Source organism: Mesorhizobium sp. WSM4807, assembly GCF_055811615.1.
Genome location: NZ_JBVVQY010000031.1, coordinates 1 through 23758, shown reverse-complemented (window position 1 = coordinate 23758; position 23758 = coordinate 1). Strand labels below are relative to the sequence as shown.

General features: G+C 61.3%; 20 protein-coding genes and 2 pseudogenes. 13 read left to right on the top strand and 9 right to left on the bottom strand.

Going from position 1 to position 23758, the window contains the following annotated elements; genetic code table 11:
• Window positions 1–6 precede the first annotated feature (6 nt).
• From AC0L3N_RS28225 to AC0L3N_RS28215, 3 genes and pseudogenes are all read right to left on the bottom strand, one after another.
• Window positions 7–1326, bottom strand: coding sequence for an oligosaccharide flippase family protein (locus AC0L3N_RS28225; protein ID WP_473550779.1), 1320 nt, complete (start codon window positions 1324–1326; stop codon window positions 7–9).
• 160 nt (window positions 1327–1486) lie between these two features.
• Window positions 1487–2293: a WecB/TagA/CpsF family glycosyltransferase gene (locus tag AC0L3N_RS28220; RefSeq protein WP_473489149.1), complete on the bottom strand. Its 807-nt coding sequence runs from the start codon at window positions 2291–2293 to the stop codon at window positions 1487–1489.
• Window positions 2294–2463: 170 nt separating this feature from the next.
• Window positions 2464–2586 (bottom strand): annotated as a pseudogene (locus AC0L3N_RS28215) (bifunctional Delta(1)-pyrroline-2-carboxylate/Delta(1)-piperideine-2-carboxylate reductase); the annotation flags it as partial.
• Window positions 2587–2771: 185 nt separating this feature from the next.
• On the opposite strand from AC0L3N_RS28215, the gene AC0L3N_RS28210 reads away from it, so the two are divergent.
• The 12 genes and pseudogenes from AC0L3N_RS28210 to AC0L3N_RS28155 all read left to right on the top strand — a co-directional run bounded on the left by AC0L3N_RS28210 (window position 2772) and on the right by AC0L3N_RS28155 (window position 14709).
• Window positions 2772–3380, top strand: a complete 609-nt coding sequence (locus tag AC0L3N_RS28210) for an SIS domain-containing protein (protein ID WP_473550778.1) — start codon at window positions 2772–2774, stop codon at window positions 3378–3380.
• Window positions 3377–4645: an HAD-IIIA family hydrolase gene (locus AC0L3N_RS28205; RefSeq protein WP_473550776.1), complete on the top strand. Its 1269-nt coding sequence runs from the start codon at window positions 3377–3379 to the stop codon at window positions 4643–4645. The genes AC0L3N_RS28210 and AC0L3N_RS28205 overlap by 4 nt, the downstream gene beginning before the upstream one ends.
• Window positions 4638–5693 (top strand): NAD-dependent epimerase/dehydratase family protein, encoded by a 1056-nt coding sequence (locus tag AC0L3N_RS28200; RefSeq protein ID WP_473550775.1) that lies wholly within the window; start codon window positions 4638–4640, stop codon window positions 5691–5693. Before AC0L3N_RS28205 ends, AC0L3N_RS28200 begins: the two co-directional genes overlap by 8 nt.
• A 33-nt stretch (window positions 5694–5726) precedes the next feature.
• Window positions 5727–6809: a GHMP family kinase ATP-binding protein gene (locus AC0L3N_RS28195; RefSeq protein WP_123147937.1), complete on the top strand. Its 1083-nt coding sequence runs from the start codon at window positions 5727–5729 to the stop codon at window positions 6807–6809.
• Window positions 6810–6912: 103 nt separating this feature from the next.
• Window positions 6913–7446 carry a dTDP-4-dehydrorhamnose 3,5-epimerase gene (gene rfbC, locus AC0L3N_RS28190; RefSeq protein ID WP_352963810.1) on the top strand — a complete coding sequence of 178 codons (534 nt, stop codon included), beginning with the start codon at window positions 6913–6915 and terminating at the stop codon, window positions 7444–7446.
• Window positions 7447–7492: 46 nt separating this feature from the next.
• Entirely contained in the window at window positions 7493–8830 is a 1338-nt protein-coding gene (locus AC0L3N_RS28185; protein ID WP_473529706.1) for an NAD(P)H-dependent oxidoreductase, read from the top strand.
• A 41-nt stretch (window positions 8831–8871) separates the two neighbouring features.
• Complete coding sequence (locus AC0L3N_RS28180) at window positions 8872–9660, top strand: phosphatase PAP2 family protein (RefSeq protein WP_133254760.1); 789 nt, start codon at window positions 8872–8874, stop codon at window positions 9658–9660.
• Between the two features lie 805 nt (window positions 9661–10465).
• Window positions 10466–11038 carry an FkbM family methyltransferase gene (locus tag AC0L3N_RS28175; protein WP_473550773.1) on the top strand — a complete coding sequence of 191 codons (573 nt, stop codon included), beginning with the start codon at window positions 10466–10468 and terminating at the stop codon, window positions 11036–11038.
• Between the two features lie 463 nt (window positions 11039–11501).
• Complete coding sequence (gene gmd, locus AC0L3N_RS28170) at window positions 11502–12572, top strand: GDP-mannose 4,6-dehydratase (protein WP_473550772.1); 1071 nt, start codon at window positions 11502–11504, stop codon at window positions 12570–12572.
• Window positions 12573–12644: 72 nt separating this feature from the next.
• Window positions 12645–13551: pseudogene (locus tag AC0L3N_RS28165) on the top strand (GDP-L-fucose synthase family protein).
• Between the two features lie 222 nt (window positions 13552–13773).
• Complete coding sequence (locus AC0L3N_RS28160) at window positions 13774–13956, top strand: DUF3606 domain-containing protein (RefSeq protein ID WP_473550770.1); 183 nt, start codon at window positions 13774–13776, stop codon at window positions 13954–13956.
• 423 nt (window positions 13957–14379) lie between these two features.
• Window positions 14380–14709 carry a GYD domain-containing protein gene (locus tag AC0L3N_RS28155; RefSeq protein WP_165848547.1) on the top strand — a complete coding sequence of 110 codons (330 nt, stop codon included), beginning with the start codon at window positions 14380–14382 and terminating at the stop codon, window positions 14707–14709.
• Between the two features lie 123 nt (window positions 14710–14832).
• Here AC0L3N_RS28155 and AC0L3N_RS28150 read toward each other — a convergent pair whose 3' ends face one another.
• The 6 genes from AC0L3N_RS28150 to AC0L3N_RS28125 form a co-directional block, all read right to left on the bottom strand.
• The gene (locus AC0L3N_RS28150) at window positions 14833–16929 is read right to left on the bottom strand and encodes an EAL domain-containing protein (RefSeq protein ID WP_473550769.1); all 2097 of its coding nucleotides are present in this window, start codon (window positions 16927–16929) and stop codon (window positions 14833–14835) included.
• A gap of 219 nt (window positions 16930–17148) precedes the next feature.
• Window positions 17149–17457 (bottom strand): hypothetical protein, encoded by a 309-nt coding sequence (locus tag AC0L3N_RS28145; protein ID WP_123147946.1) that lies wholly within the window; start codon window positions 17455–17457, stop codon window positions 17149–17151.
• A gap of 9 nt (window positions 17458–17466) precedes the next feature.
• Window positions 17467–18816 carry a S8 family peptidase gene (locus tag AC0L3N_RS28140; RefSeq protein ID WP_473550767.1) on the bottom strand — a complete coding sequence of 450 codons (1350 nt, stop codon included), beginning with the start codon at window positions 18814–18816 and terminating at the stop codon, window positions 17467–17469.
• Window positions 18817–18819: 3 nt separating this feature from the next.
• A complete protein-coding gene (locus AC0L3N_RS28135) occupies window positions 18820–20391 on the bottom strand; it encodes a phospholipase D-like domain-containing protein (RefSeq protein WP_123147948.1) in 1572 nt (523 codons plus the stop codon).
• Window positions 20392–20768: 377 nt separating this feature from the next.
• A complete protein-coding gene (locus AC0L3N_RS28130; protein WP_473550766.1) occupies window positions 20769–21974 on the bottom strand; it encodes an NAD-dependent formate dehydrogenase in 1206 nt (401 codons plus the stop codon).
• 272 nt (window positions 21975–22246) lie between these two features.
• Window positions 22247–22846: a YdeI/OmpD-associated family protein gene (locus AC0L3N_RS28125; RefSeq protein ID WP_473550764.1), complete on the bottom strand. Its 600-nt coding sequence runs from the start codon at window positions 22844–22846 to the stop codon at window positions 22247–22249.
• A 215-nt stretch (window positions 22847–23061) separates the two neighbouring features.
• On the opposite strand from AC0L3N_RS28125, the gene AC0L3N_RS28120 reads away from it, so the two are divergent.
• The gene (locus tag AC0L3N_RS28120) at window positions 23062–23673 is read left to right on the top strand and encodes a hypothetical protein (RefSeq protein ID WP_473550763.1); all 612 of its coding nucleotides are present in this window, start codon (window positions 23062–23064) and stop codon (window positions 23671–23673) included.
• The last annotated feature ends 85 nt before the right edge of the window (window positions 23674–23758 follow it).

Sequence of the window (23758 nt, the reverse complement as noted above, 5' to 3'; positions counted from 1 at the left end):
GCTCTCCTACGACCGGAAACGATCGGCGTCGTGCTCAAACGGCGCGGATTGGGACGCCGGCGGATATCCTCGCACCCGGCCTGGGTCGCAAGCCGCCGCCGTGCGAAGGACGGCCGCTCCGCCAATGAGGAAAAAGCCGGCTGAAACCACCAGCACGACGACTTCCTTCGCCACCAGCGCATAAACAATGGCTTGCTCCGCCATGACGAAAGACAAAAAATATGTGGCCACCAGGAATACTAGCAGACCGGATACGTTAAGGACGGCCCATTCATTTTCGTAGCCGTAACTAAACATGAATATATTTGATGTGAATGTATTTATGTTCATCAGCAATGGTATAATGGCCATTGCACGCACGATAGGTATCGCTCCGGAAAATTCATCTCCGAAGAGGACCAATATTATATATGGAGCAACAAAGAACATTCCAATACTAATCGCCGTTCCGCCCGCTACGGTGAATAGTGATATCCTTATCAGTCGTATCCCGGCAGAAGGGTCGACATGAGCGTAGTATGAAACCCTCGGTATGAAGGTATCCATAAGCAACTTGAAAAATACCCGCGCGGCTAATAGGAATTTTTCGGCGACAGAATATTGTCCGGCTGCGACATAACCTTCGAAATGCCCGACAAGGGCGACAGGGAGGGTGAAGAGGGCAGTCTCCACGGCTAAGAAGAGGCATCCCCTCCAGCCATTGCGCAGCTGCATTCCAATCGTCGAAAGCGTCACGGACCTGAAGCCGCCGAACCCAATCGGAAGGATGAAAGGTAAGCAGATGACGCCACTGACGACGGGAACTGCGCTCTGGATGGCAACGGCGAGCGCGACCTGGTCAGGTGATGCGACCATGGCGACGAAACAGACGAGCGCCAGAACGCGAGCAACAACCACCGCGACGGCCGCCTGCCAGGCGCGTTCCAGGCCGACGAAGAGCCAGGCCGGAAAAATAATGCCGCCGGCGGCCGAGAGCATCGCGCACAGGAATGTCGGCCTACTGAGCGCCAGGACGTCGCCGGCCAGCACAAGGCCAACCAGGCATACGGCAACGAACAGCACTGCCTTGGTGGCCATGACCTGAGCAACGAGTGACGCGATCGCCGCCGGCTCGTATCGAAGGGAAGCAACCCTGCGCTGCGCGGTCCAATGAAATCCATAGGCCACGACGGAGGCAGCGAGTTGTCCGATGGCGAGCGCATACGCGTACTGCCCGAAACTCATGGGTCCGAGGACACGCCCGGCATAGGGCAAGATGATCAGCGGCTGCAGGACGTCGGTGACATGCAGGATAGCCAGACTGGCGGCCTGTTTGCTCAGAGTCATGGTAGCCTCCAGTCAGGTGCCTGTCGAGGCAATGCAAACCACACCGTCCAGACATGGGCAGCGCCGCCTCCCAGCAGCGCCAAAGAACAGCCGCCCGTGAAGGAGTTGGCGCAGATCAGCAACACGGCGGTCCGAGTGTGTTCACTGGTTCCGCCTCCCTCTAACCGTCACGAAGTCTGCGCCTGGGAAGCAGCGACGCCTGCAGCAAAGCCAGGATGAACAGGCTGTTCGTCACGAGATACCTGCTCGCCAGGCGGCGGGGATCCTGGAAGAGCCGGTGCAGCCATTCCAGCCCGCTCTTCTGCATCCATTGCGGCGCCCGCTTGACGTCTCCGGCGTGGAAATCGAAAGCTGCTCCTACCCCCAACATGACCGCATTGATCCGGCCGCGATGCGCCTGCATCCAGCTTTCCTGCTTGGGACATCCGAGCCCCACCCACACGATCCTCGCACCGGACTGATTGATCATTCTGACCACTGCCTCATCTTCCTCGGCCGACAGAGGGCGGCGCGGAGGTGAGTAAGAGCCCACGATGTTTATGCCGGCAAACTCGGTTCGAATGCACCCTCCGAGACGCTGGAGGGTGCCCGGGCTGCCGCCGTACAGGAACATTGGCGTGCCGAGTTCCGATGCCCTCCGGCAACAAATCCACATCAGGTCCGGTCCGCTGATGCGCGGCTGATCCGCGTGTCCCTGCCGCCTCAGCATCCAGGCCACCGGCGCTCCATCCGGCGCGACAAGGTCGGCGCTATCCATCGCTTCGGCATGGGCGCGATTGCGGCGGGCGGTGACGACACTGTGAACATTGCACAGGAAAACCGTTCGGCTCTCCCGCCGTAGGGCCCAGTCGAAGACGCAGTTGACTGCCTGCGCCAAGCCCAGGGCGTGCACGGGTACCCCAAGCACTTGCTCGCGCAACTGTCCCTGATCGATCGCGTGTCCCTGATCGATCGCGAGCTCTGTCATGCCACACCCTCGATTGCTGCAATAGGTGAGCCATCATCACAGCGTGCGAGCACTTCGAGTTCAATTGCTATTCCGAACGGGAAGCCGGCGGGCGGCGCGCTCACCGGAGGTAGCTAAAAGGAATATCCCTTGTTCTCTCCGTGGTGCCGAAAGAGCGCATGAAATGCGCAGCCCGTCCCGCCGTCGAGCAGGAGGTAAAGCCCCATCACCGCGGGTTTGCCTACGGCATTGTTGTCTGGCGACACCGTGACGATCTTGACGCCGATATGGCCGCCTGCCGACGTGCCGGCCGCAACGGAGAGAACAAGGGATTTTCCTTTTAGGTACCTCCGGTGAGCGCGCCGCCCGCCAGCTTCCCGTTCGGAATAGCAATTGAACTCGAAGTGCTCGCACGCTGTGATGATGGCTCGCCTATTGCAGCCATCGAGGGTGGCATAACAGAGCTCGCGATCGATCAGGGAGTGGTGGGATGTCGCAAATGTTCGCGGTTGATGCCCTCTGGTTGCAGCCTAAAGAATTCACGCAGGATTATCTGGCATCGCTGTGCATCGCATTGGCGCAGATCGATACGGATGCCGTGCAGGAGGCGATACAGATGCTGCGCGCCGTACGCGATGCGGGCGGGACGGTCTTCGTCGCCGGCAACGGCGGCAGCGCAGCGACCGCCTCCCACTGGGTCAATGACCTCGGTAAGGCCACGAAACGCTCGGGAAGGCAGCCAATCCGGGTCATGGGCCTGACAGACAACGTCTCCTGGATGACGGCGCTCGGCAATGACGAAGGCTACGAGCGTATCTTTGCCGGCCAGATGGAGAACTTCGCCAAGCCGGGTGACGTGCTCATAGTGATTTCAGCCAGCGGGAACTCGCTTAATCTCGTGCGGGCAGTCGAACTCGCTCGCGAAAGGAAGGTAGCCACCATCGGCATTGTCGGTTTTGACGGCGGCACGCTTAAAGAGCTCGTCGATCAGCCAGTATGGGTGCGGTCTGAAAAAGGCACCTACGAACTCGTCGAGGACGCCCACGCCGCGATCTGTCATGCCATCACGCGATACCTCGTCGCCGACCGACCGGAGCGTGGTCAATGAATATTGTCCTGCCGAGCTCTCCCTGCCTGCAAAAGGCAGACGTCGAAGGCCGCACCTACAGCCGGCCGCGCCAGGCCGTCATCCTGGCCGGCGGGCGTGGCACGCGCATGCGGCCGACCACACTCGACCGACCGAAACCAATGGTGCCGGTGCTCGGCCGCCCTTTTTTGGAATACCAGATCGAACAGCTGCGGCAGGAGGGGTTCGAAAGGGTTCTTCTTCTACTCGGGTATTTGCCCCATGTGGTGATGGACCACTTCGGCGACGGCAGCAGGTTCGGCCTCAGTATCGAATATGCCGTCACCCGTCCCGACGACCTCACCAGCAGCCGGGTATCCAATGCCCGTCACCTCATAGATCCGTGCTTTCTGCTGCTGTATTGCGACAATTACTGGCCGATGCGCATGGAGCGGCTGTGGCAACGCTTCTGTGCGGCCGGCAAGCCTGGAATGATCACGGTCTACAGTAACAAGGACGGCTATTCACGCGGCAGCGTGATCCTTGATGCGGACGACAATGTGACCGTCTTCGACCGGCTCCGCACCACGCCCGGGCTGCAGGGAGTCGAGATCAGCTATGCCATACTGACCGATCTCGCCCTCGAACTCCTGCCCGACGAGGACACCCTCTTCGAGGAGGCCATCTACACGCCGCTCGCGACGCAGCATCGCCTCGCCGGCTTCGTGAGCGAGCACCGCTATTACAGCGTGGGCTCGATCGAGCGTCTACCCGCGACGGAGCGCTTTATGAGGCGCGAAAAAACCATGCTCGTAGATAGGGACGGCGTACTCAACTGCAGACCGCCACGGGCTCAATATGTGTGTTCATGGGACCAGTGGGAGTGGGTTCCGGGTGCAAAGCAGGCGTTGGCCCTTCTGAACGAGGCCGGCTACCGCATAGTGATCATCTCGAACCAGGCAGGGATAGCGCGCGGAGCGATGACCGCCGCTGATCTCGAGGCGCTTCACCAGCGCATGTGCGCCGAGTCCGAAGCCGTCGGCGGCAAGATCGCGGAGATCTACCACTGCCCACACGGCTGGGACGACGGCTGCGACTGCCGCAAGCCCAAACCCGGCATGCTGTATCAGGCACAGCGCGACTTTGATCTCGACCTCACACGCACCCTCTTTGTCGGCGATGACGATCGTGACCGTCAAGCGGCCGAAGCCGCGGACTGCCTATATGCGCAAGTAAGCGAGCAATGCTCGCTTCTGGACCTCACCCGTCAACTCCTTTCGAAAGCGGAGCAGGGCAGACATGAATGAACCAACACGCGTTCTCGTCACCGGACACAATGGATATCTCGGTTCTGTCATGGTGCCCGTGTTGCAGGCGGCGGGCTATGAGGTAGTCGGGCTGGACATGGGATATTTTCATGCGTGCACCCTGGGAGCCGACAATACCAGTGTGCCCGAGATCACAAAGGATCTGCGCGCCATCGAACCCCCGGATCTCCAGGGCTTTGACGCGGTGATCCATCTGGCGGCACTCTCGAACGACCCGATCGGAAATCTCAACGCGGATTGGACGAGGCAGATCAATGCGGAAGGGACAGTTCGTCTGGCCACGATGGCCAAGGCGGCCGGCATCCGGCGGTTCCTATTTTCCTCCTCCTGCATCATGTATGGCATGTCGAAAGCCGCCGTCGTCGACGAAACCGCCCCGCTGGCGCCGCAAACAGAGTACGCAAGATCGAAGGCTGTTGCCGAAGAAGCGCTGCGCGCGCTGGCGGACGACCGGTTCTCGCCCGTCTATTGCCGCAACGGCACCGTCTATGGTCTCTCGCCGCGAATGCGCTTCGACACCGTGCTGAACAATTTCATGGGCAGCGCCTTCACAACTGGACGTGTCGAAGTCCATAGCGATGGCACGCCATGGCGGCCCGTGGTTCATGTCCAGGATGTCGCGCGCTATTTCAAATTGATGCTGGAGGCGCCGCTACAGGACATCCACAATGAGGCGTTCAACATGGGTGTTGAAAGCCTCAATCTTCAGGTGCGCGAGATAGCGGAGATCGCCGTTGAGGCCGTCCCCGGCGCGCAGCTCACAATGACACCGAAGCCGGGCGCGGACCAAAGGACCTACAAGGCGGACTTCAGCAAGTTCTCACGGACTTTCCCGGATTTCGAGTTTCAGTCGACGGCGCGAAAGGGAGCGGAGGAGCTTTACGAGGCGTTCCGCTCGATCGCACTTAGATTTGAAGACTTTACCGACAAGCGCTTCACGCGGCTGCGCTGGCTCGATCATTTGCTCAAGGCGGGGATGCTCGATGATCAGCTGCGCTGGCGAACCGCACAGCCGCGTGTTGCCTAATTTTCATTCCGTTGATTTTCGAGAGGGCAAAACATGGAACAGCTAGACGATACCAAAGCCGTGGGGCGCCGCTCAGGACTGGACCTTCTGACCATCATCGATCGCGCTGCACAGCGTCTACCGTCTCTCGTCCTGACGCGCACTCCTTTGCGCGTCAGTTTTGCTGGCGGCGGTACCGACCTGCCCGATTTCTACAATCTCGATTGCGGCGCGGTCTTCAGCGCGGCAGTGGACAAGTACATCTATGTCACCGTCAAGCGTCACAGCGAGATCTTTAATGAACCCATCCGCTTGAACTATTCACAGACAGAGCAGGTAAACACCATAGGGGAGATCAAGAACAACATCGCTCGCGAATGCCTGCGTTTCCTGGAGATCGAACCGCCGATTTACATCTCGACGGTCGGAGACATGCCGGCCTCGACGGGCATGGGGGGATCGAGCTCGTTCACGGTGGGACTGCTCAACGCCCTACATGCATTCCGGGGAGAACGTGTCACCCCTGGCCAACTCGCCGAAGAGGCATGTCACATCGAGATGGACATCCTCAAGGAGCCGATTGGCAAGCAGGACCAGTATGCCGCCGCGTTCGGGGGCATGAACCTGTTCCGCTTCCAGCCTGGCGGCGCGGTAACGGTCGAGCCGCAGCGGGTGCGCAATGGCGCCGTCGAACATCTCTTCAGCAACCTGATGATGTTCTGGACATCGCATCAGCGACCGGCCAGTTCCGTGCTGGCAGAGCAGAAGGCGAACACGTCAAGCAATCTCGATACGCTCAGGCGGATGCGGGACGATGCCTTCATGCTTCAGGAGATCTTTTCGGAGCCCGTCATCGACATAGAACGCTTCGGTGCCGTCCTTCACGCAGGGTGGGAGATGAAGCGGAGTTTGGCGTCCCGCGTGAGTAACGCGGCGATCAATGGCCACTACGACCTCGCCAGGGACGCAGGTGCGGAAGGCGGCAAGCTGTGCGGCGCCGGCGGCGGCGGATTCCTTATGTTCGCGGTCAAGCCGGAACGCCGGGAAAGCGTAAGACGCGCACTCTCACACCTAGCCTATGTGCCTATCGGCTATGAAGTCCACGGCTCGCGCCTCTTGCATCCGGCGCAAGTCTGATGCCGTCCCGCGATCGCACAAGCGGACCGCCGGCGCGAGCAACCCTCAGGAGAGCGTCGGAGATGCGACCCGACGTGACACTCATTTGATCAATCGATCTACGATGCTTTTCACAAAGACCGATATTCCCGGCGCCACCCTGGTGGAACTGCAGAAATTCGAAGACGAGCGGGGCTTTTTCGCACGCGGCTGGTGTTCGCGGGAATTTGCCGAGCAGGGGCTTCCGGATCATGTCGTGCAGATGAATATTTCATACAACAGGCACAAGCATACACTGCGCGGCTTCCACTACCAGCTGGCTCCCCATGGCGAGGACAAGATGCTTCGCTGCATACGGGGCAGCCTGTACGACGTGCTGATCGACCTGCGGCCCGAGTCGCCCACCTATAAGCAGCACCTCACTGTGGAACTTTCCGCGGCGAACCAACGGATGCTGGTGATACCGAAGGGCTGCGCGAACGCCTTTCTCACCATTGAGGACCACACCGAGGCCACGTATCTCGTCTCCGAATTCTATGCACCTGCAGCCGAACGCGGTGTTCGTTGGAACGATTCTGCTTTCGCCGTGAAGTGGCCAGTGGATGAGCCGGCGGTGATCTCAGATAAGGACCGAACTTGGCCGGACTACGCCGAATGACCTTTCTCGGCGACGAACTTGCGGGAGCGCTACAGAGGAGACGCAAATGTTCATCGTCGACAGGGAATTGGAGTTGCTCCAGGCTGAGGGGCGTCCAATTCGCGTGGGTATGGTGGGGGCCGGTTTCATGGCCCGAGGCATCGCGATGCAGATGCTGCGACATGTTCCGGGCATGAAACTCGCAGCCATTTCCAACAGACACGTGGAAAAGGCGCGAGAGGCCTATGCCGCTGCGGGCGCGGACGATGTGACGGAGGCGACCAGCACCAAAGCGCTTGAGGATCTCGTGGCCAGCGGCCGCCGCGCGATCACGGCGGACCCGATGCACATTTGCGAGGCCGAAGGCATCGACATCGTCGTCGAGGCGACAGGCGCGATCGAGTTCGCTGCCCACGTCACAATGCGCGCGATCCGGCACGGCAAGCATGTCGCCCTGATGAATGCCGAACTCGACGGCACGATCGGCCCAATCCTGAAAGTGTATGCCGACCAGGCAGGCGTGGTCCTCACCAATGTGGAGGGGGATCAGCCGGGCGTCATCATGAACCTCTACCGTTGGGTCAGGGGCCTGGGCATACGTCCCGTGCTTTGCGGGAACATCAAGGGCCTGCACGATCCCTACCGAAATCCGACGACCCAGGAGGGATTTGCCAAGAAATGGGGGATGAAGGCCCCGATGGTCACCTCCTTCGCGGACGGCACGAAGATCTCATTCGAGAACGCCATCGTCGCTAACGCCACAGGCATGCTGGTGGCCAAGCGCGGCATGTACGGGCCTGTGGTCGAGCCCGGGACCCCGATCCAGGAGGCGGTCGGCTGGTATCCGCTCAATCAGCTCCTCGAGGGGCCGGGGATAGTTGATTATTGTGTCGGCGCCACGCCCAACCCCGGCGTCTTCGTTCTTGGCACCACAGAGAATGCCGTCGAGAAACACTATCTGTCACTCTACAAGATGGGCCCCGGGCCGCTCTACTGTTTCTATTGGCCTTATCATCTGTGTCATTTCGAGGTGCCCTTCACGGTGGCGAGGGCCGCGATCTTCCGCGATGCTGCGATTGCGCCCCTGGGCGCGCCGACCGTTGACGTGGTGGCCGCCGCCAAGCGGGACCTTAGTGCCGGAGAGATCCTCGATGGCCTCGGACATTACATGACCTATGGCCTCTGCGAGAACGCGCCGACGGTGCACGCCGAGCGGCTTGTGCCGATCGGGCTCGCCGAGGGCTGCCGACTGCTGCGCGACGTCAAGCGCGACGAGGTGCTCGGCTATGACGACATCGAGCTTCCGGTAGGGCGGCTGTGCGACGCACTGCGCCGGGCGCAGGATCTTGTCTTCTTCGGCAGCTCTGCCGCGTCACCGCAGCGCGAGGTTCTTACAACCGCTTAGTTAGCGGGATGTTCCGCAGACCGAGCCCGAGGAGGTTCGAGATGGCCGAACCGATGGCGCGAACGCTATCCGACTTCCATTACCTGAAGCATGCCGCCGCGCTTTGCCTCCTCTTTGTGGGTACGACTTTCCTGGCCCTTAACCCGGATTGGATCGACAGGCCCCTCGTAAAGGCCATTAACACCGTAGCGAGCAATCAGCCCTTCGCCAGCCGGCTCGCTTTCGGTGCCGTCTACCCAACAACCGAGGGCGCTATAGTTGTATCCTTGCTTTGGTATTGCTGGTTCGCCCATGACAGGCCGGAATCGAGGGCAAGGCTGGTGAGCGGCGTCTGCGCAGCTGTCCTCGCGGCGCTCGTCGCGCATTTCCTGCAGGGCACTCTGCCGACGACGCCAAAGCCGATTTTTGACGCCGCACTTGGGCTTCATATCCCGGAGGTTCTGGGCGACGCTGCCGTTCTGCGCTCAGCGCCGTTCGCCGGCAGCCCCGGGTTCCCCAGCGAGCGAGCGGTTCTGTTCGCGGGTTTAGCGATCGCCATTCTTCTCGTTCGCTTCGAACTCGGACTCCTCGCCCTGGCCTGCACCTTGGTGATAGAGCTTGCGCGAGTCTACTTGGGGCTGCATTACCCGACCAATGCTCTGGGTAGTCTCGCCTTGGCCGCGACCCTGGCATGGCTAGCCCAAACGCGCCCGAGCCTTGAACTCGGCGCCTTGTTTCTCCGGTGGGAGCGCGGCGCCGCACCAAGCTTCTATCTGTGCAGCTTTCTGGTCTCATACCTTGTTATTGCGTTTCAGGACTTGCGCGAACTTGCCAAAGGGCTTCTCCAGTAGGAGCTGGTGTGAAGCCGGCCATGAAACGTCATCTTGGCCAAGCAACAACAATCATGCTGAAGGGTTCGCAACAGCGGCGAATTACCACAATGCAACGGATCAAAAAATATGCATCCGGCAGCTGGATAAGGCCCCCCATACGGCTTCCACTGGCCCTATTACCTCTGCCATTTCGAGTACCCACTACGTCGCGCGGCCGCTGTTCAAAAAGCCCGATCGCTCCGCTCGGCGAAGCCCAGGGTCAATTTCGTTCGAACCGCGAAGGCCCGCCCTCCCCTGCGTTCAGCTCCGCAACGAACAGGATCACCACTTCTTCGGCTCCGCAAGTAGCCGGCACGCAGCCCTCGGACAGGGGCATCGGCGTAGGGACTCGTGAGCCGGCGATCGCAGCGGGGCGGCTACTTCCTATGCAGCGGGGCGAAGACGTTGGCCGAGCCCAAGGCGACGCTCCCGCAGCATCTGTTACGAACGCCGAGCGATGGGGATTACCTCCTTTTGCTGGAGTGCCTGCCACAATGACACTCTGGTCGCGGGAGGAAATGATGTAGAATTCACAGGGCGATAGCCGCTCCACGTTAGGCCAGACTGAACCCATCTGGCGCTCTTGTCCATTTTGGACATGGTGAGGAAGGCGCAGTCAAGCGGAACAGCTACTACAAATAAGCCAAAGGCACTATTGATGTACAATCCAGATTGGCTCCGGTATTGTAAGCGCGTTGTAAGAGCGGCCTTAGGCTTCGATCATCTTCTCCGGCCCGAATGCTCTGTTCCTACACAAAAACTCGGCTCCGTATATGGAGGTTGGGTGGTTGCGGTCGAGCCTCTTCTAGGTACTCCATCCCCTATTGTTCTTTCCTTTGGCTTAGGGGACGACATTTCATTTGATCAGGAAATCAGCAAAGTATTCGGCGCAAAGGTCTTTGGGTTTGATCCGACTCCGGCCAGTCTTGACTGGATTGCCGCTCAGGAATTACCCCCCACTGTGCGGATCTACCCCCTGGGAATATCTAATTTCGACGGGGAGCAGACGTTTGCTGTGTCCGAAGATGATACACGCAGCAATTTTTCCACGAAGATGGTTACGGGCAAGAGCATTATCTGCGACGTGAGGCGTTACTCTACTATCCTGGATATGCTCGGACTGGCAACTATCGATGTGCTGAAACTCGACGTTGAGGGGGCAGAGCACGATGTCCTTCCAGAGGTGCTTGGATCTGATGTCTTACCGAGACAGATTCTCGTCGAGTTTCACCACTGGTGGCACCGCACTCCGGTGGAGCAAACCTACCGAACAGTGGAAGCGATAAAGGGCCAGGGGTACACCCTGTTCCATGTTTCTCCTGCGGGCCACGAATTGTCATTTTTGCTGACGCGATAACAAGCCTTACGAGAACTTTCGACAAGCCGCCGTCGGTGGCGGGGATCGTCGGCAACAAGCGCCCCGACGCGACGCTTGCCAGGTGACCCGAGATGCAGGCTGGACGCGAACGTTTCTCAGCCGGCATGGCCCGCGCTGCACTGGTCAGACGACCCACATGTTCGGCATTGCCGACGGCAGCATGGGCGGCAAGCAACTCGCGGAGAAGCGGTGGCGCAAGCGCTTGTGAACTGACGGCTCGCGGCAGGGCGGCTACGTCCGACGAGGCTAGCCAAGCAGAAAGGGGACGCACGGGAAGTAGCTGTGACGGGCATTGAGCGGTGGGGATTACCTCCTTTGCCGGCGTGCCTCCCACAATGACACTCTGGTCGAACAAAGCGCTTTCGCCTTTCATTTGAGGAGTGCGGGGGCGGACCGTCGGTCGACGGCGCCACCACAGCCCTCAACGATTGGATGGGGCACGATGACAGATCGCATTGCGCTCATAACTGGTGTGACCGGTCAGGACGGTGCCTACCTTGCCAGACTGCTGCTGGAGAAAGGCTATACTGTCCACGGACTGAAACGCAGATCCTCCTCCTTCAATACCGAACGCATCGACGACATCTACGTCGATCCGCACGAACCGGACGCACGCTTCTTTCTCCACTACGCCGACCTGACCGATGCGACCAATCTCATTCGTATCATTCAGGAGACGCGCCCTACCGAAATCTACAATCTTGCGGCCCAAAGCCATGTCCAGGTAAGCTTCGAGACGCCGGAATATACCGGCAACGCCGATGCCCTTGGCACACTCAGGCTGCTTGAAGCCATACGCATCCTGAAGATGGAAGAGCGGGTGCGCTTTTATCAAGCGTCAACCTCCGAGCTGTTCGGCAAAGTCCAGGAGGTGCCCCAGACGGAGAAGACGCCGTTCTACCCGCGCTCTCCCTATGCGGCGGCCAAACTCTATGCCTATTGGATCACGATCAATTACCGTGAAGCGTACGGAATGTTCGCTTCCAATGGCATACTGTTTAATCATGAAGGCCCCACGCGCGGCGAGACGTTTGTGACCCGCAAGATCACACGTGCGGTTGCAGGTATCGAGCGAGGCTTTCAGTCCACCCTCTATCTTGGAAATCTGGACGCGAAACGCGACTGGGGGCATGCTCGCGACTATGTGGAGGGCATGTGGCGGATTCTTCTGCACGCCGAGCCTGACGACTTCGTCCTCGCCACGGGCGAAACCCATTCGGTGCGCGAGTTCGTGGAACGTGCCTTTCGGGCAGTCGGCCGCGTCATCGTCTGGGAAGGTAAGGGGGTGGACGAGATCGGCCGGGATCGCAAGACAGGAGAGATCCTCGTCCGAGTCGACCCACGCCATTTCCGTCCGACGGACGTCGATCTCCTGATGGGAAATCCGGCGAAAGCCCGCTCAAAGCTCGGCTGGTCGCCTAAGACGACGTTCAGCGACCTCGTGGCGGAAATGGTGGCCGCCGATCTGAAACGTCTGGAGCGAGAGACCTGGCACATGGACAGTAGCGTCTAGAGAGGGCCACCGGTCATGGACTACACTTATCGGCTCGACGCATAACGGATATTCGTGGCTGGCCACCGCGGCATGGTCGGCTCGGCTGTGGCGCGGCGATTGGAGGAGGAAAACTGCGAGGTCCTAATGGCTCCGCGCGACGTTCTCGACCTTCGAAATCAGGACGCCGTGCATCGCTGGATGACAGAAACCAGGCCCGACGCCGTGGTCCTTGCAGCCGCAAAGGTCGGCGGGATTCTCGCCAACGATCGGCCGATTTCCTGCTCGACAACTTGCTGATCGAAACGAATGTCATCCACGCCGCGTTCCGGTGTGACGTCGACAGACTGTTGTCCTTGGGCTCATCCTGCATCTACCCGAAGCTGGCGCCACAGCCGATCCCGGAAGACGCGCTTCTCACAGGCCCCTTGGAACCCACCAACGAGTGGTACGCTATCGCCAAGATCGCCGGTCTCAAGCTGTGTCAGGCCTACCGCCGCCAGTACGGTGCCGATTATGTTTCGGCAATGCCCTGTAACCTATACGGTCCAGGCGACAACTTCGACCCGAAGAATAGCCACGTTGTCCCCGCACTCATGCGCAGGACCCACGACGCGAAGATCGGGGGAGAACCGAGCCTGACGATCTGGGGGTCCGGCAGACCGAGACGCGAATTCCTCACGTGGACGATGCCGCCGACGCCATTGTCCACATGCTCAAGACTTACTCTGCCGACGGCCACCTCAATGTCGGTTCGGGCCAGGATATCTCCATCCTGGACCTCGCAATGCTTATCGCCGACGTCATTGGCTTCACGGGTGAGATCCAGACCGACTCGGCAAAGCCAGACGGGACACCTTGCAAGCTGATGGACGTCAGCAAGCTGTTCGTCGCAACTGGATGGCGACCAAAGTATACGCTTCGTGCAGGCCTGGAGCTGACATATGCCTGGTTCAAGTCGCACACCGAGATTGGCGATCTGCGGCTTAAGGCCGTATAGGCGCCAGGCCAGTGTGCCGGCGTGGCGCGACGCCGGTCTACCGCACAAGACGTAGTGAAGCCGCCGATCACCGGAATCATGCATGGCTCACCGAGTCCATGAGCGGGAACCAGCATCGCCCGCGCCAGGCAACCGATCGGACCGGTGTGCCGTCCTTTTCACTGGCAAGGTGGTCGGGCCGACCAAGGAGCCCTATAACCACCTGACGTGACGGAGGACGACATGGCAGACGACAAATCCAAGACCAAGCAGGACCGCAAACCGGCCTCCGGCGAGGAGTCTTACGACGTTGCGGCTTTTGCGAAAAAATACGGCATACCGCCGAGCGAGGCCGCGACAATCATCAAGCGGTACGGGCCTTCGAGGAAGAAGCTCGATGCGCATATGGCGAGCCGCAACGCCTGATCCGCATCCGGCGGCGTCGACCCGGACTGCGGCTTGACCATGCCGCGTGTTTCCGGCCGGTTTCTGCCGGATGCGCGAAATTTCCCGTTTTGGGAAATCGCCTCTTGTTCCCGTTTTGGGAAGGTGCGGCCTGGCGCCGGATGAAGCGCTGAAGATCATGCGCGAATCGCAAGGCTGGGTGAGCACGACGACGCCGTCCAGCGGCAAGCGGAAGAATTAGCCCGAAAAGTGTATTGGGCCGGAAAGTATGGCGCTCGGTTGCCGGCAAATCGACCTCGGAGCGCCGATTCATGGATGTTGCTCTTGCATTAGCTTGAGCGCATATTTCGTCAGCCGGTGAACTACCCAAGCCGGTTAGGCTCGGCGCCAGTCCCCCCTCGATCCCTCGACGCCGAGCCGCCGGGATCGGCCTGGAGGCGAACCATGCCCATGTATCTCTCACGATTCAGCTATACGCCCGAGACCTGGGCGCGCCTGATCGAAAACCCCGAGGATAGACGCGAGGCAGCCCGCACCTACATCGAGTCGGTGGGCGGAAAGCTGCACGGGTTCTGGTACGCCTTCGGAGAGCACGATGGCTGGAATCTGTGGGAGGCGCCAGACAACGTTTCGATGGCATCTGTCGCGCTTGCCATTGGTGCGGGAGGAGCGCTCAGCTCGTACGAGACCACCGTCCTCCTAAGCGTCGAAGAAACGATGCAAGCCCTCGGTAAGGCGAAGTCGGTCCGCTATCGCCCGCCGGGAAAGCCCTGACCAACTCGCGCGGTGTGGGCGCCGGAACCGTTTCCAGACTTTCTCGCGGCCGTTAATCGCCCAAAAGGCATGCCCTCAGGCTTGAACCGAGGGTCCTGCAGCCTCGCATCCGGCCAGCGAATGCTACGCTCGCCGTCCAGCTGGCAAAGCCGCTCGCGCGCTCGCCCGCGTAACGATCGCTTGCAGCGGCTCCGGCTGGTGCAGCAGAAATCCCTGGCCGAAGTCAACGCCCATATCCCTGAGGATGTCGAGCGCATCCTGCTCTTCGATCTTCTCCGCCACCACGGAGCAGCCGAGGCTTCTGGCTATGCCCGATATGGCTGAGACGATTTCGCGGTCGAAACGGCTCTTCGCAATATGCTCGATGAAGGAACCGTCGATCTTGATCGTATCGACGGGAAAGCGCCGGAGATATTCGAACGAGCTCATGCCCGCCCCGAAATCATCGAGGCTGACGCGGCAGCGCCGCTCGCGCGCCTTGCGGACGAACTCTTCGGCAGCAGTGAAATTGGTGACCGCGGCGGTTTCCGTAATCTCGAAGCCGATGCCGGAATGCGGCGCCCCGGTCTCATCGATGACGGCGTCGACAAAATCCCAAAGCTGCGGATCGCTCAGCGTCTGTGCCGACAGGTTGAAGCCGAGCGTGAGCGCCCCTGACTTCAGCGCCGGACCATGAAGCGAGAGCGCCGTCCTGATGATCCAGCGATCGAGCCGCGAGGCAATGCCGAACCGCTCCGCCGCCGGGATGAACTCGCCCGGCGGGATCAGCCGTCCGTTGCGCCCGGCGAGCCGCGCCAGGACCTCGACATGGCGGTTCTCTTGCCAGGGTTTTCCGAGCCGGTGGATTTCCTGGCCGAACAGTTTCAGCCTTCCGTCTTCCATGGCATCGACGGTGTCGGCCGCCAGCCGCGCCGCTGTGAGGCCGCTGAAACCGGATGTTGTCTCAGGGGAGAACACCGCGAAGCGATTGCGCCCGGCGGCCTTGGCCGCATAGCAGGCGTCGTCGGCGCAGGCGAGCGCGTCGGCCACCGCGGTATTCTCATCGGCGACGAAGGCGATGCCGATGCTGGCCGCGAGCTTGCGCGACGCCGCCGTCGAGCCGAGATCGGCATCGCGAACCGCCGCGAGAACGGCGCCGGCGAGACGCTCGGCTTGCGCTGTGTCGCAATCAGGCACCAGCAGCGCGAACTCGTCGCCGCCGAGGCGCGCGGCATGCGCCGGCGGCGGCAGACAGCCCAGAATGCCCTCGGCAACGCTCTTCAGCGCGAGGTCGCCGGTGGCATGGCCGGCGAAGTCGTTCAAGGCCTTGAAGTAGTCGAGATCGACGTAGAACACCGCGAGCGGGCGCGCCGTTGCGATATGCTGGGCCAGCAGCCGGTCGAATGCGGCGCGGTTCAAAAGGCCGGTCAGGGCGTCATGGCAGGCCGCATGGGCAAGTTCCTGCTCGCGTTGCTTCGCCTCGGTGATGTCGCGCACCGTGCCCAGGATCTGGCCCGACGACTGGGCGTCGGCGATGAACCGTATCAGCGATTCGACATGTCTGATGTCGCCGTCCCGCTTGATGATGCGGTATTGCACGGCGACGACCTTTTGGGTTTGCAGCGGCGCCAGGTGGGCCCGCTCGGCGTCGGCCCTGTCGTCCGGATGCAGATAGCTGTGCCAGAGGTCTTGCGACACCTCGTCGGTTTCGGCGACAAGCCCGAAGATTTCCCGCGTGCGCTCGTCCCAGTAGCTTTTGCGTGCAGCAAGATCGTGATGCCAGATGCCGGTGCCGCTGGCGGCCAATGCCAGGCGAAACCGGACATTGACCTGTTCGAGCTCTGCTTCCGCTTGCTTCTGCTTGCTGATGTCGGTCTGGACGCCCATCAGCCGGACCGGCCGGCCTTCCGCGTCGCGTTCGACCACCCCGCCGCGATCGAGAACCCATACCCAGTGGCCGGATTTGTGTTTCAGCCTGAGCTCGGTCTCGATCGAATCGGTCAGGCCGGCAATGTGGCGTTCGCCGCTGGCCACCGCCCGCTCGCGATCGTCGGGATGCGTCAGCTGCAGCCAGAGATCGCTCGCCTCGACGAGCTCACCCTCGCCATAGCCGAGCATTTGCGACCACATTGCCGAGTAGAAACAGTCGCCGCTCCTGAGATCCCAGTCCCAGACGCCAAGATGCGCGCGTTCGAGCGCCAGCTCCCAGAACTCTCCGTTGCGATTCTTCTTGTCAGCCATGCCCTGGACTTCGCCTGCCCCGTCGCGGCCATTGTGCGGCAAAACCAGAGAAGAAACTGTTACCGGTTGGGTTAAAGGCCGGGATTCCGCAGGAATAGCCGCGGCGGGCAGCTGCGATATGGGTCGATTGCCCTGACTCGGCGCCCGTATCATGCCGGCTGTGCTGCTGGCTGCCCTGGGGCTGGCGGATGGCCGCACCGGCATTGCTCTGAGGGCTGACTAGTCCGCGCGGTTAAGGCTCGCCGCGTCGATCGAGTCGTCTTCCAGCAGATGGCGCAGCAATTTCGGGTCCGCCTCGATGGAAAAGGACTGCACATTGGGAAAGAACACCAGCCGGCTTGGCTTCGACTTTGACGCCTTGCAGGCGCGGTCGACGAGGTTGCGCAACATCTGTTCGCTCTCGGCGGGTGGCAACGGCTTGGATCCGGCCGGCGACCCGACCACGACCACCGCCTGGATCGGACCGCTGTTCACCGTCGCCCGGTCGAGCGCCTGCTTCAGCCGCGGGTCGATCTTGTCGATGTCCATCGTACACCGTTACAGCTTGGATTTGGCGACCATCGCGTCCGGTACGCCCTTGTTCCCCCTTAATGTGCTTATTCCACTGGGCCGCTTGCAAGAGGCAATGATCGCTTTTTGGATTTGCGCGCCGGTCGCCTCGGGCCGAAACTGCTTGAGCAATGCCGCGAGCCCGGCAATGTGCGGCGCCGCCATCGAAGTGCCGGAAAGCTTCTTGAGCCCGCCGCCAGGCGCCGAGGACCAGATGCCGGCGCCCGGCGCAATCAGCGTCGGCACGATCCGTCTCGGCGTCTCGGCGAATTGCTGGCTGGAGGAATTGAACCAGATCTGGTCGGCCTCGTCGGCGGCACCGACCGACAGCGATTCCGGCAGATTGCCTGGCGTGCGGCTGGTCTCCGCCCCTTCATTGCCGATGGCGATGATCGGCAGGATGTCACGGTCGCGCAATTGCCTGACCAGCGCCGCGACCAGCGGATCGAATCTACGCACACCCAGCGAAAGGCTGATGATCATGACGCCCTGGCCGACACACCAATTCAGCCCCGCAATCATGCGCGCCGGGATATCGCCACCCTCGATGACCGTTCCCGCCGCAAGCCGCGCCCCCGGGGCGACGCCGAAGGTGACATTCTGGAACGGCTGGCCGACCAGCAGGCCGGCCGTGTGCGTGCCGTGAAAGCCGGTATCGACCATCGCTGTCGTGACATTGAGCTGCTGGCCGAGTTCGTCGAACACCGAAGAGGCATCGATGGCGTCGGCGAGCGCCGGATGGGCGCTGTCAATGCCGGTATCGAGATGGCCGATCAGAACGCCGTCTCCCGTCAGCCCGGCATCCCACAGTTTCGGGATGCCCAGTCGTTTGAGCGCCCAGGAGACGCCTTCTGGCGGCCCGGCAAGCGCTGCCTCCTCATCTTCGAACGGACGGATCAGGCTCATTTCCGGCGGACTGAAAAGCTCCGCCACCTCGTCCTTCTTGTTACGCAACTCCGCCAGGCCCGTGCGATCGACCGTCCCCATCATCATGCCGAGATAAGGGAAGTAGCGAACTCCGGCGTTTTCGGGGACAGCCTCGGCGTGCTCGTCGCGCACGTACTCCGGCCGGCCGCGCCGCATCGGGCCATCCGCGGCGATACGCGAGCGTATCGTCGGCTCGCTGCTGCTGGCAAGTTCGCGCGCCATTTGCGACATGCGCGAATTCTTGAACGGACGAAAGCAGGACGTGATCGACTGCGCCACTTCCTGCTGCATTGAAATCGTCTCGGTCAACGCCACGGTAATCCGCCCATCGACTTTGTGCCGTTTGGTCGGCTTGAGCACCACGACCACGCGCGTATGCCCCGAAGCCTCCAATTCGTCCTCGATCGGCATCGCTCAATCTCCAAAGAAATCCGACCAGCTCATCCGCACCATGCCCGCCGGCGGCGGTGCATTGTCCGGGGCAATGACTGCGGCAAGGCCGGCCGTCTCGAACGGCGGCCGCGCCCTCGTCTTCCAGTCCTCATCGAAGACCCCGGCGAAATACTGCGCGACCTCACGGTCCTCGATGATCAGGCCAGCATCACGGTTGCGCAGGAACCCATCGCCCGACCAGTTTTGGCTGCTGACCAACACCTCGGTGCCGTCGCGCACGATGCCCTTGTTGTGGATTTTCGACTGCACCTTGAAGACAGCTTCGTTAAAGCCGTTCTGCGCCAGCAGACGAATGGCATCGTCGGCTCCTGAACCGACGATGATCCGCAGCGTGAAATCGTCCTTCCAGGACAGCTTGCCGATGTCGTCGAGCAGCGCCTTGAAATCCTCGTCCTCGGCGCGCTCCGAATAGTTGATGTAGGAGTACTGGAGATCGAGGCTCTTTTGCGCGCCGCGGATCCATTCGCTGATGCGCCGCGCATAATTGTCGGGAGACAGGAGCGGCCGCACGCGCGCCGACTGCCCGGACAGGATCTTTTCCGGCGCGACCGGATCGGCGGCGGCAAGTGCGGCATCCCCAAGCAGATCGCCAAGCGGCACGAACAGGTCTGGGAAGGCCGGCCTCTCCTCCCCCGCCAGAGCCGCATCGCTTTCGGATTCCCTCTTGTCATGCGCGATGTAGCGCTCGAACAACCTGGCTAGCGCTACATCCTCGACGACGACATGCCACTCGCGGTTGCCCTTGCTGAACCAGCCGCCGGCCGGATGGCCGATCGGGTCGATATCGGGCTGGCTGTTGGGCGACCAGTTGCCGCTCGACAGCCAGAAACGCTTATGATCCTGCACCGCCACCTTCGGGTGATAGGCCGATGGGAAGCGCCTGCTCTTGGCGCACCGGATGACCTCGGCGTCGTAGAGGTCCCCGAGCTTCTGCTCCAGCCGCTCCTGAATGTCGCGTTCGGTGTCCTTGATGCCGTCGTCGAGCGTCAGTTCCACCTTCACATCATTGGCGCGCACGACCTCGATCAGCGTGTTCGAAATATAGTCGGCAGAGAAATCATACATGGCGACGTTGAGCGTGTTGCGGGTTCCGACCAGGAAATCCCTGAGCACGATCCAGCCCTGATCCGGCCCGACCGCGCACAGGATCGGCTTCGAGATCTCGAAACTGGCATCGATGGGGTCGTCGGGCAGGCCCTCATAAGGGATCGTCGCCGCGGCCGCGGTTTCGATCTCCTCCTGCAGCGCCCGCAGGCCTGGATTGAGCTCGATCTGTTTCCAGGGATCGGCCTGCATCACATCGAGCCGCACGCCTTCGACCTCGCCGGGCGCGAAGTCTTCCGGCAGGAGCCGCGCCCTGGGCAGCTTGCTGGCAACATAGAGGATGATCGCCGGTTCGCGCAGCAGCTTTCCCTGAACGATGGGGAAACCGGGCTCGGCGCCCAAAGCATTGGGAATCGACAGCAAAAGCTCACGATTGCGATCGATGACCGCCTGGACGCGGTGTCGATCTACTTGGCTTAATTTACGCATGGACGCCCCCCGGCAAGATTTTATATCTACCTTGAACCCATCATTTCCAGCCTGGCAAACATTCCTCAAAGTAAATTGTGCGACGATGTCGAACTGTCGTCAACAGGCAAAAGGTCCCTGCCCATGGCCGCAGAACAGACAGATTTTTGTGTGCAAGGCCAAAACAAACTCAATTGTCGTTCAATTTCCGACGACAGATAAGAGCCGGCTTGCGATGATTTTTGCTTGGCGGCAAGCCCGGATAGTGTCCGGCTGCGCTGTTCGACGCCCGCGTCGACATTCGCTTGGACAGCCGGTTCCGTCGCGTTCCTTCCCACCCATTGTAACTTGGAATCGACAGCATCCATGCGCTCAAGATCACCGAGGCACCGCCCGGCTCACACCTTGGCTCTGAAGCGCGCTGCCTCCTCCGAACCGCTTGTGGCGTCGCCGGCGCTATAGGAATGCGCGCCGGCGCCGGCCAGCTTGCCGCCGTCGACGATCAGGTAGTCCTCGCGGATCGGCCGGCCTTCGAACCAGCACTCCAGGATTTCGCGTGTGCCTGCAGCGTAGCGTGCCTGGGCCGAGAGCGACGATCCCGAGATATGCGGTGTCATGCCGTGGTGCGGCATCGATCGCCACGGATGGTCCTTGGGAGCCGGCTGCGGGAACCAGACATCGCCGGCATAGCCGGCGAGCTGGCCGCTCTCCAGCGCCCGGGCGACGGCGTCGCGATTGCAGATCTTGCCGCGCGCCGTGTTCACCAGATAGGCGCCGCGTTTCATCCTGGCGATCATCGCCTCGTCGAACAGGTTCTCCGTCTCCGGATGCAGCGGGGCATTGATCGTCACCACGTCGCAGATGCCGACCATGGACGCGGCGTCTGGGTGGAAGGTGACGCCGAGGTCCTTCTCGACTGCCTCGGGCAGGCGGTGGCGGTCGGTGTAGTGCAGTGTGACGTCGAACGGCCGCAGCCGGCGCAGCACCGCGCTGCCGATACGGCCGGCGCCGACGGTTCCGATCTGCATGCCTTCGACATCATAGGAGCGCGCGACACAGTCGGCGATATTCCAGCCGCCCTTGATGACCCACTGGTAGGAGGGGATGTAGTTTCGCACCAGCGCCAGGATCATCATCACCACATGCTCGGACACGCTGATCGAGTTGCAGTAGGTCACCTCGGCGACGGTGATGCCGCGGTCCATCGCGGCCTGCAGATCGACATGGTCGGACCCGATGCCGGCGGTGATCGCAAGCTTCAGTTGGTTTGCCTTGGCGATCCGTTCCTTGGTCAGATAGGCCGGCCAGAACGGCTGCGAGATGACGATTTCGGCGTCACCGAGTTCACGTTCGAAAACGCTGTCGGGACCGTCCTTGTCCGAGGTCACGACCAAGCTGTGCCCGGCGCTTTCCAGATATGGCCGCAGGCCGAGTTCGCCCGACACGCTGCCGAGCAGAACGCCCGGTTCGAAGTCGATGGCCTTCGGCGTGGGAAGCGTCTGGCCGCCGGGATAGCGATCGAGCCTTGGCAGCCCATCCCGGGCATAATTTGACGGGTAACCGTCAACCGGATCGTCATAGAGGACGCAAACGACCTTTGCCATTTTTGGTTCTCCTTCGTCTGACAACGAGGAAGACGCTCGATTGTTAAGGCTGCCCGCCAAAACCGAACGGGCGGCCACTCTGGTTTGTCGGAGGCCAGCAACTCCTGGCGCTTCCTCGGAAAGTTGCGCTATTGCGAACTAAATGGAGGAGCCGGACGTGGCTTCAAGGCCAGCGGCAGGCAACGGTGCCGCGTTATCATCGGACCTTGAGCGTGCGGACGGCGACGATCCGCCATCGCAGCCACAACCGCGACGGCGCCAGCCAAAAACCATCATTTCTTCCCTTGCGGGTAGATCGTCTCGCCGCGCTTCAGCATCTCGACGAACGCTGCGATCTTCTTCTTGCGGCCGGCTTCGGTCTTCATGTTATGGATGCGGAAGGCGAGCGCGAAACGGTTTTGCGCGCTGAGCGTTGCCAGCATCGCCTTGGCCTTGGGCTCGGCGTCGATTGCCGCCTGGAGATCGTCGGGGATTTTCATGTGCTTGCCGCTTCCATAGGCGCGCGCCCAGCGGCCGTCGGCCTTCGCCGCCTCGACCTGTTTGAGCCCATGCTCGGTCATCCGGCCCTCCTCGATCAGCCGGGCGACGTTGTCGACGTTGATCTGGCTCCAGGTGCTCTTCCTGCCGCGCGGCGTGTAGCGCTGCAAATAGCTCTTGTCGTCGAGCCCCTTGCGCACGGCGTCGATCCAGCCCCAGCACAGCACCACGTCGATAGCCTCCTTGGGCGTGATCGAAGGCAGCCCCGAACCGACCTTGTGGATTTTGATCCAGACTTCTGTCTCGGTGTCGTGGTGCTGGCCGAGCCAGGTGTAGAAGCTTTCGGCATCGCCGAATTCGCGCACCTTGGCGGGATCGACCCTGACCTGCGCCATCAGCGGGCCTGCCTTTTAGAGGGCGTCATCGGTTTCCTCCTTGTCGCTGCTTAGCTCCGATCGAATGGAGCAACAGTGGCCTTGTTGCAAGGCTGGCGGGACAGCGTCGCTGTCCCCGCCCCAGCCCATAGCGGTTCTTCCCGTCGTATTGTAGGAATCTCCCCCGGCAGATCCGGCCATGGTGGCACGGCGGGCTTCAACTGGAGGATGTTGCCATGCGAGCAATGATGCTCGGCCTGATGCTGCTGGCGCCAACCATGGCCCTGGCCGAGCCAATAGAAACCCAGAAGATCATCACCGCGCTGACCGGCGACTGGAATGGTGACGGCGGCACCGACCTTGTGATGATCGTCGAGACCAAGCCCGGCGACCCGATGGACATGCATTTCTTTCTCAGGGATCGCGAGGCCAATTTTCTCAAGCCTGCCGGCGTCGTGCGTGACCAGATTCTCGGCGAGTGGAACGGCTACGACCGGCCCGGCTACGGGGCCTCCGACACCGAGCCGGAGCTGACCGCGCTGCCCAACGGCTCGATCAAACTGTATCTGCCGGCAATGCCGGTCGGCACCAAGCGGACCAACCAGACGCTGACGCTCGCTTACCGCGACGGCGCCTTCATCGTCGCGGGCTTTGCCTATGACTATCACGACTACCTTGAGGACAATGTCGCAAGCGACTGCGATTACAATGTTTTGACCGGCAAGGGCAAAAGCAGCAAGATGCGGCAGGACGGCACCGCCGCGCACGCGACCGTCTCTGTCGAGGGCAAGATCATCCCCTTCGCGGAGTGGGACACCAGCACCGGCTTCAGCGCCTGCGGCGAATGAGGCACCTTTCCTTCTCCCCTTTGTTTGGACTGGGGACATCGCGAACAGGTGTGCGAGGACATCGCGAACAGTTTTGCGCATTGTG

Excerpts from the sequence above, each read along its gene's own strand:
- AC0L3N_RS28225 (WP_473550779.1), bottom strand. The coding sequence starts at position 1,326 with ATGACTCTGAGCAAACAGGCCGCCAGTCTGGCTATCCTGCATGTCACC.
- AC0L3N_RS28220 (WP_473489149.1), bottom strand. The coding sequence starts at position 2,293 with ATGACAGAGCTCGCGATCGATCAGGGACACGCGATCGATCAGGGACAG.
- AC0L3N_RS28210 (WP_473550778.1), top strand. The coding sequence starts at position 2,772 with ATGTTCGCGGTTGATGCCCTCTGGTTGCAGCCTAAAGAATTCACGCAG.
- AC0L3N_RS28205 (WP_473550776.1), top strand. The coding sequence starts at position 3,377 with ATGAATATTGTCCTGCCGAGCTCTCCCTGCCTGCAAAAGGCAGACGTC.
- AC0L3N_RS28200 (WP_473550775.1), top strand. The coding sequence starts at position 4,638 with ATGAATGAACCAACACGCGTTCTCGTCACCGGACACAATGGATATCTC.
- AC0L3N_RS28195 (WP_123147937.1), top strand. The coding sequence starts at position 5,727 with ATGGAACAGCTAGACGATACCAAAGCCGTGGGGCGCCGCTCAGGACTG.
- rfbC (WP_352963810.1), top strand. The coding sequence starts at position 6,913 with ATGCTTTTCACAAAGACCGATATTCCCGGCGCCACCCTGGTGGAACTG.
- AC0L3N_RS28185 (WP_473529706.1), top strand. The coding sequence starts at position 7,493 with ATGTTCATCGTCGACAGGGAATTGGAGTTGCTCCAGGCTGAGGGGCGT.
- AC0L3N_RS28180 (WP_133254760.1), top strand. The coding sequence starts at position 8,872 with ATGGCCGAACCGATGGCGCGAACGCTATCCGACTTCCATTACCTGAAG.
- gmd (WP_473550772.1), top strand. The coding sequence starts at position 11,502 with ATGACAGATCGCATTGCGCTCATAACTGGTGTGACCGGTCAGGACGGT.
- AC0L3N_RS28160 (WP_473550770.1), top strand. The coding sequence starts at position 13,774 with ATGGCAGACGACAAATCCAAGACCAAGCAGGACCGCAAACCGGCCTCC.
- AC0L3N_RS28155 (WP_165848547.1), top strand. The coding sequence starts at position 14,380 with ATGCCCATGTATCTCTCACGATTCAGCTATACGCCCGAGACCTGGGCG.
- AC0L3N_RS28150 (WP_473550769.1), bottom strand. The coding sequence starts at position 16,929 with ATGGCTGACAAGAAGAATCGCAACGGAGAGTTCTGGGAGCTGGCGCTC.
- AC0L3N_RS28145 (WP_123147946.1), bottom strand. The coding sequence starts at position 17,457 with ATGGACATCGACAAGATCGACCCGCGGCTGAAGCAGGCGCTCGACCGG.
- AC0L3N_RS28140 (WP_473550767.1), bottom strand. The coding sequence starts at position 18,816 with ATGCCGATCGAGGACGAATTGGAGGCTTCGGGGCATACGCGCGTGGTC.
- AC0L3N_RS28135 (WP_123147948.1), bottom strand. The coding sequence starts at position 20,391 with ATGCGTAAATTAAGCCAAGTAGATCGACACCGCGTCCAGGCGGTCATC.
- AC0L3N_RS28130 (WP_473550766.1), bottom strand. The coding sequence starts at position 21,974 with ATGGCAAAGGTCGTTTGCGTCCTCTATGACGATCCGGTTGACGGTTAC.
- AC0L3N_RS28125 (WP_473550764.1), bottom strand. The coding sequence starts at position 22,846 with ATGGCGCAGGTCAGGGTCGATCCCGCCAAGGTGCGCGAATTCGGCGAT.
- AC0L3N_RS28120 (WP_473550763.1), top strand. The coding sequence starts at position 23,062 with ATGCGAGCAATGATGCTCGGCCTGATGCTGCTGGCGCCAACCATGGCC.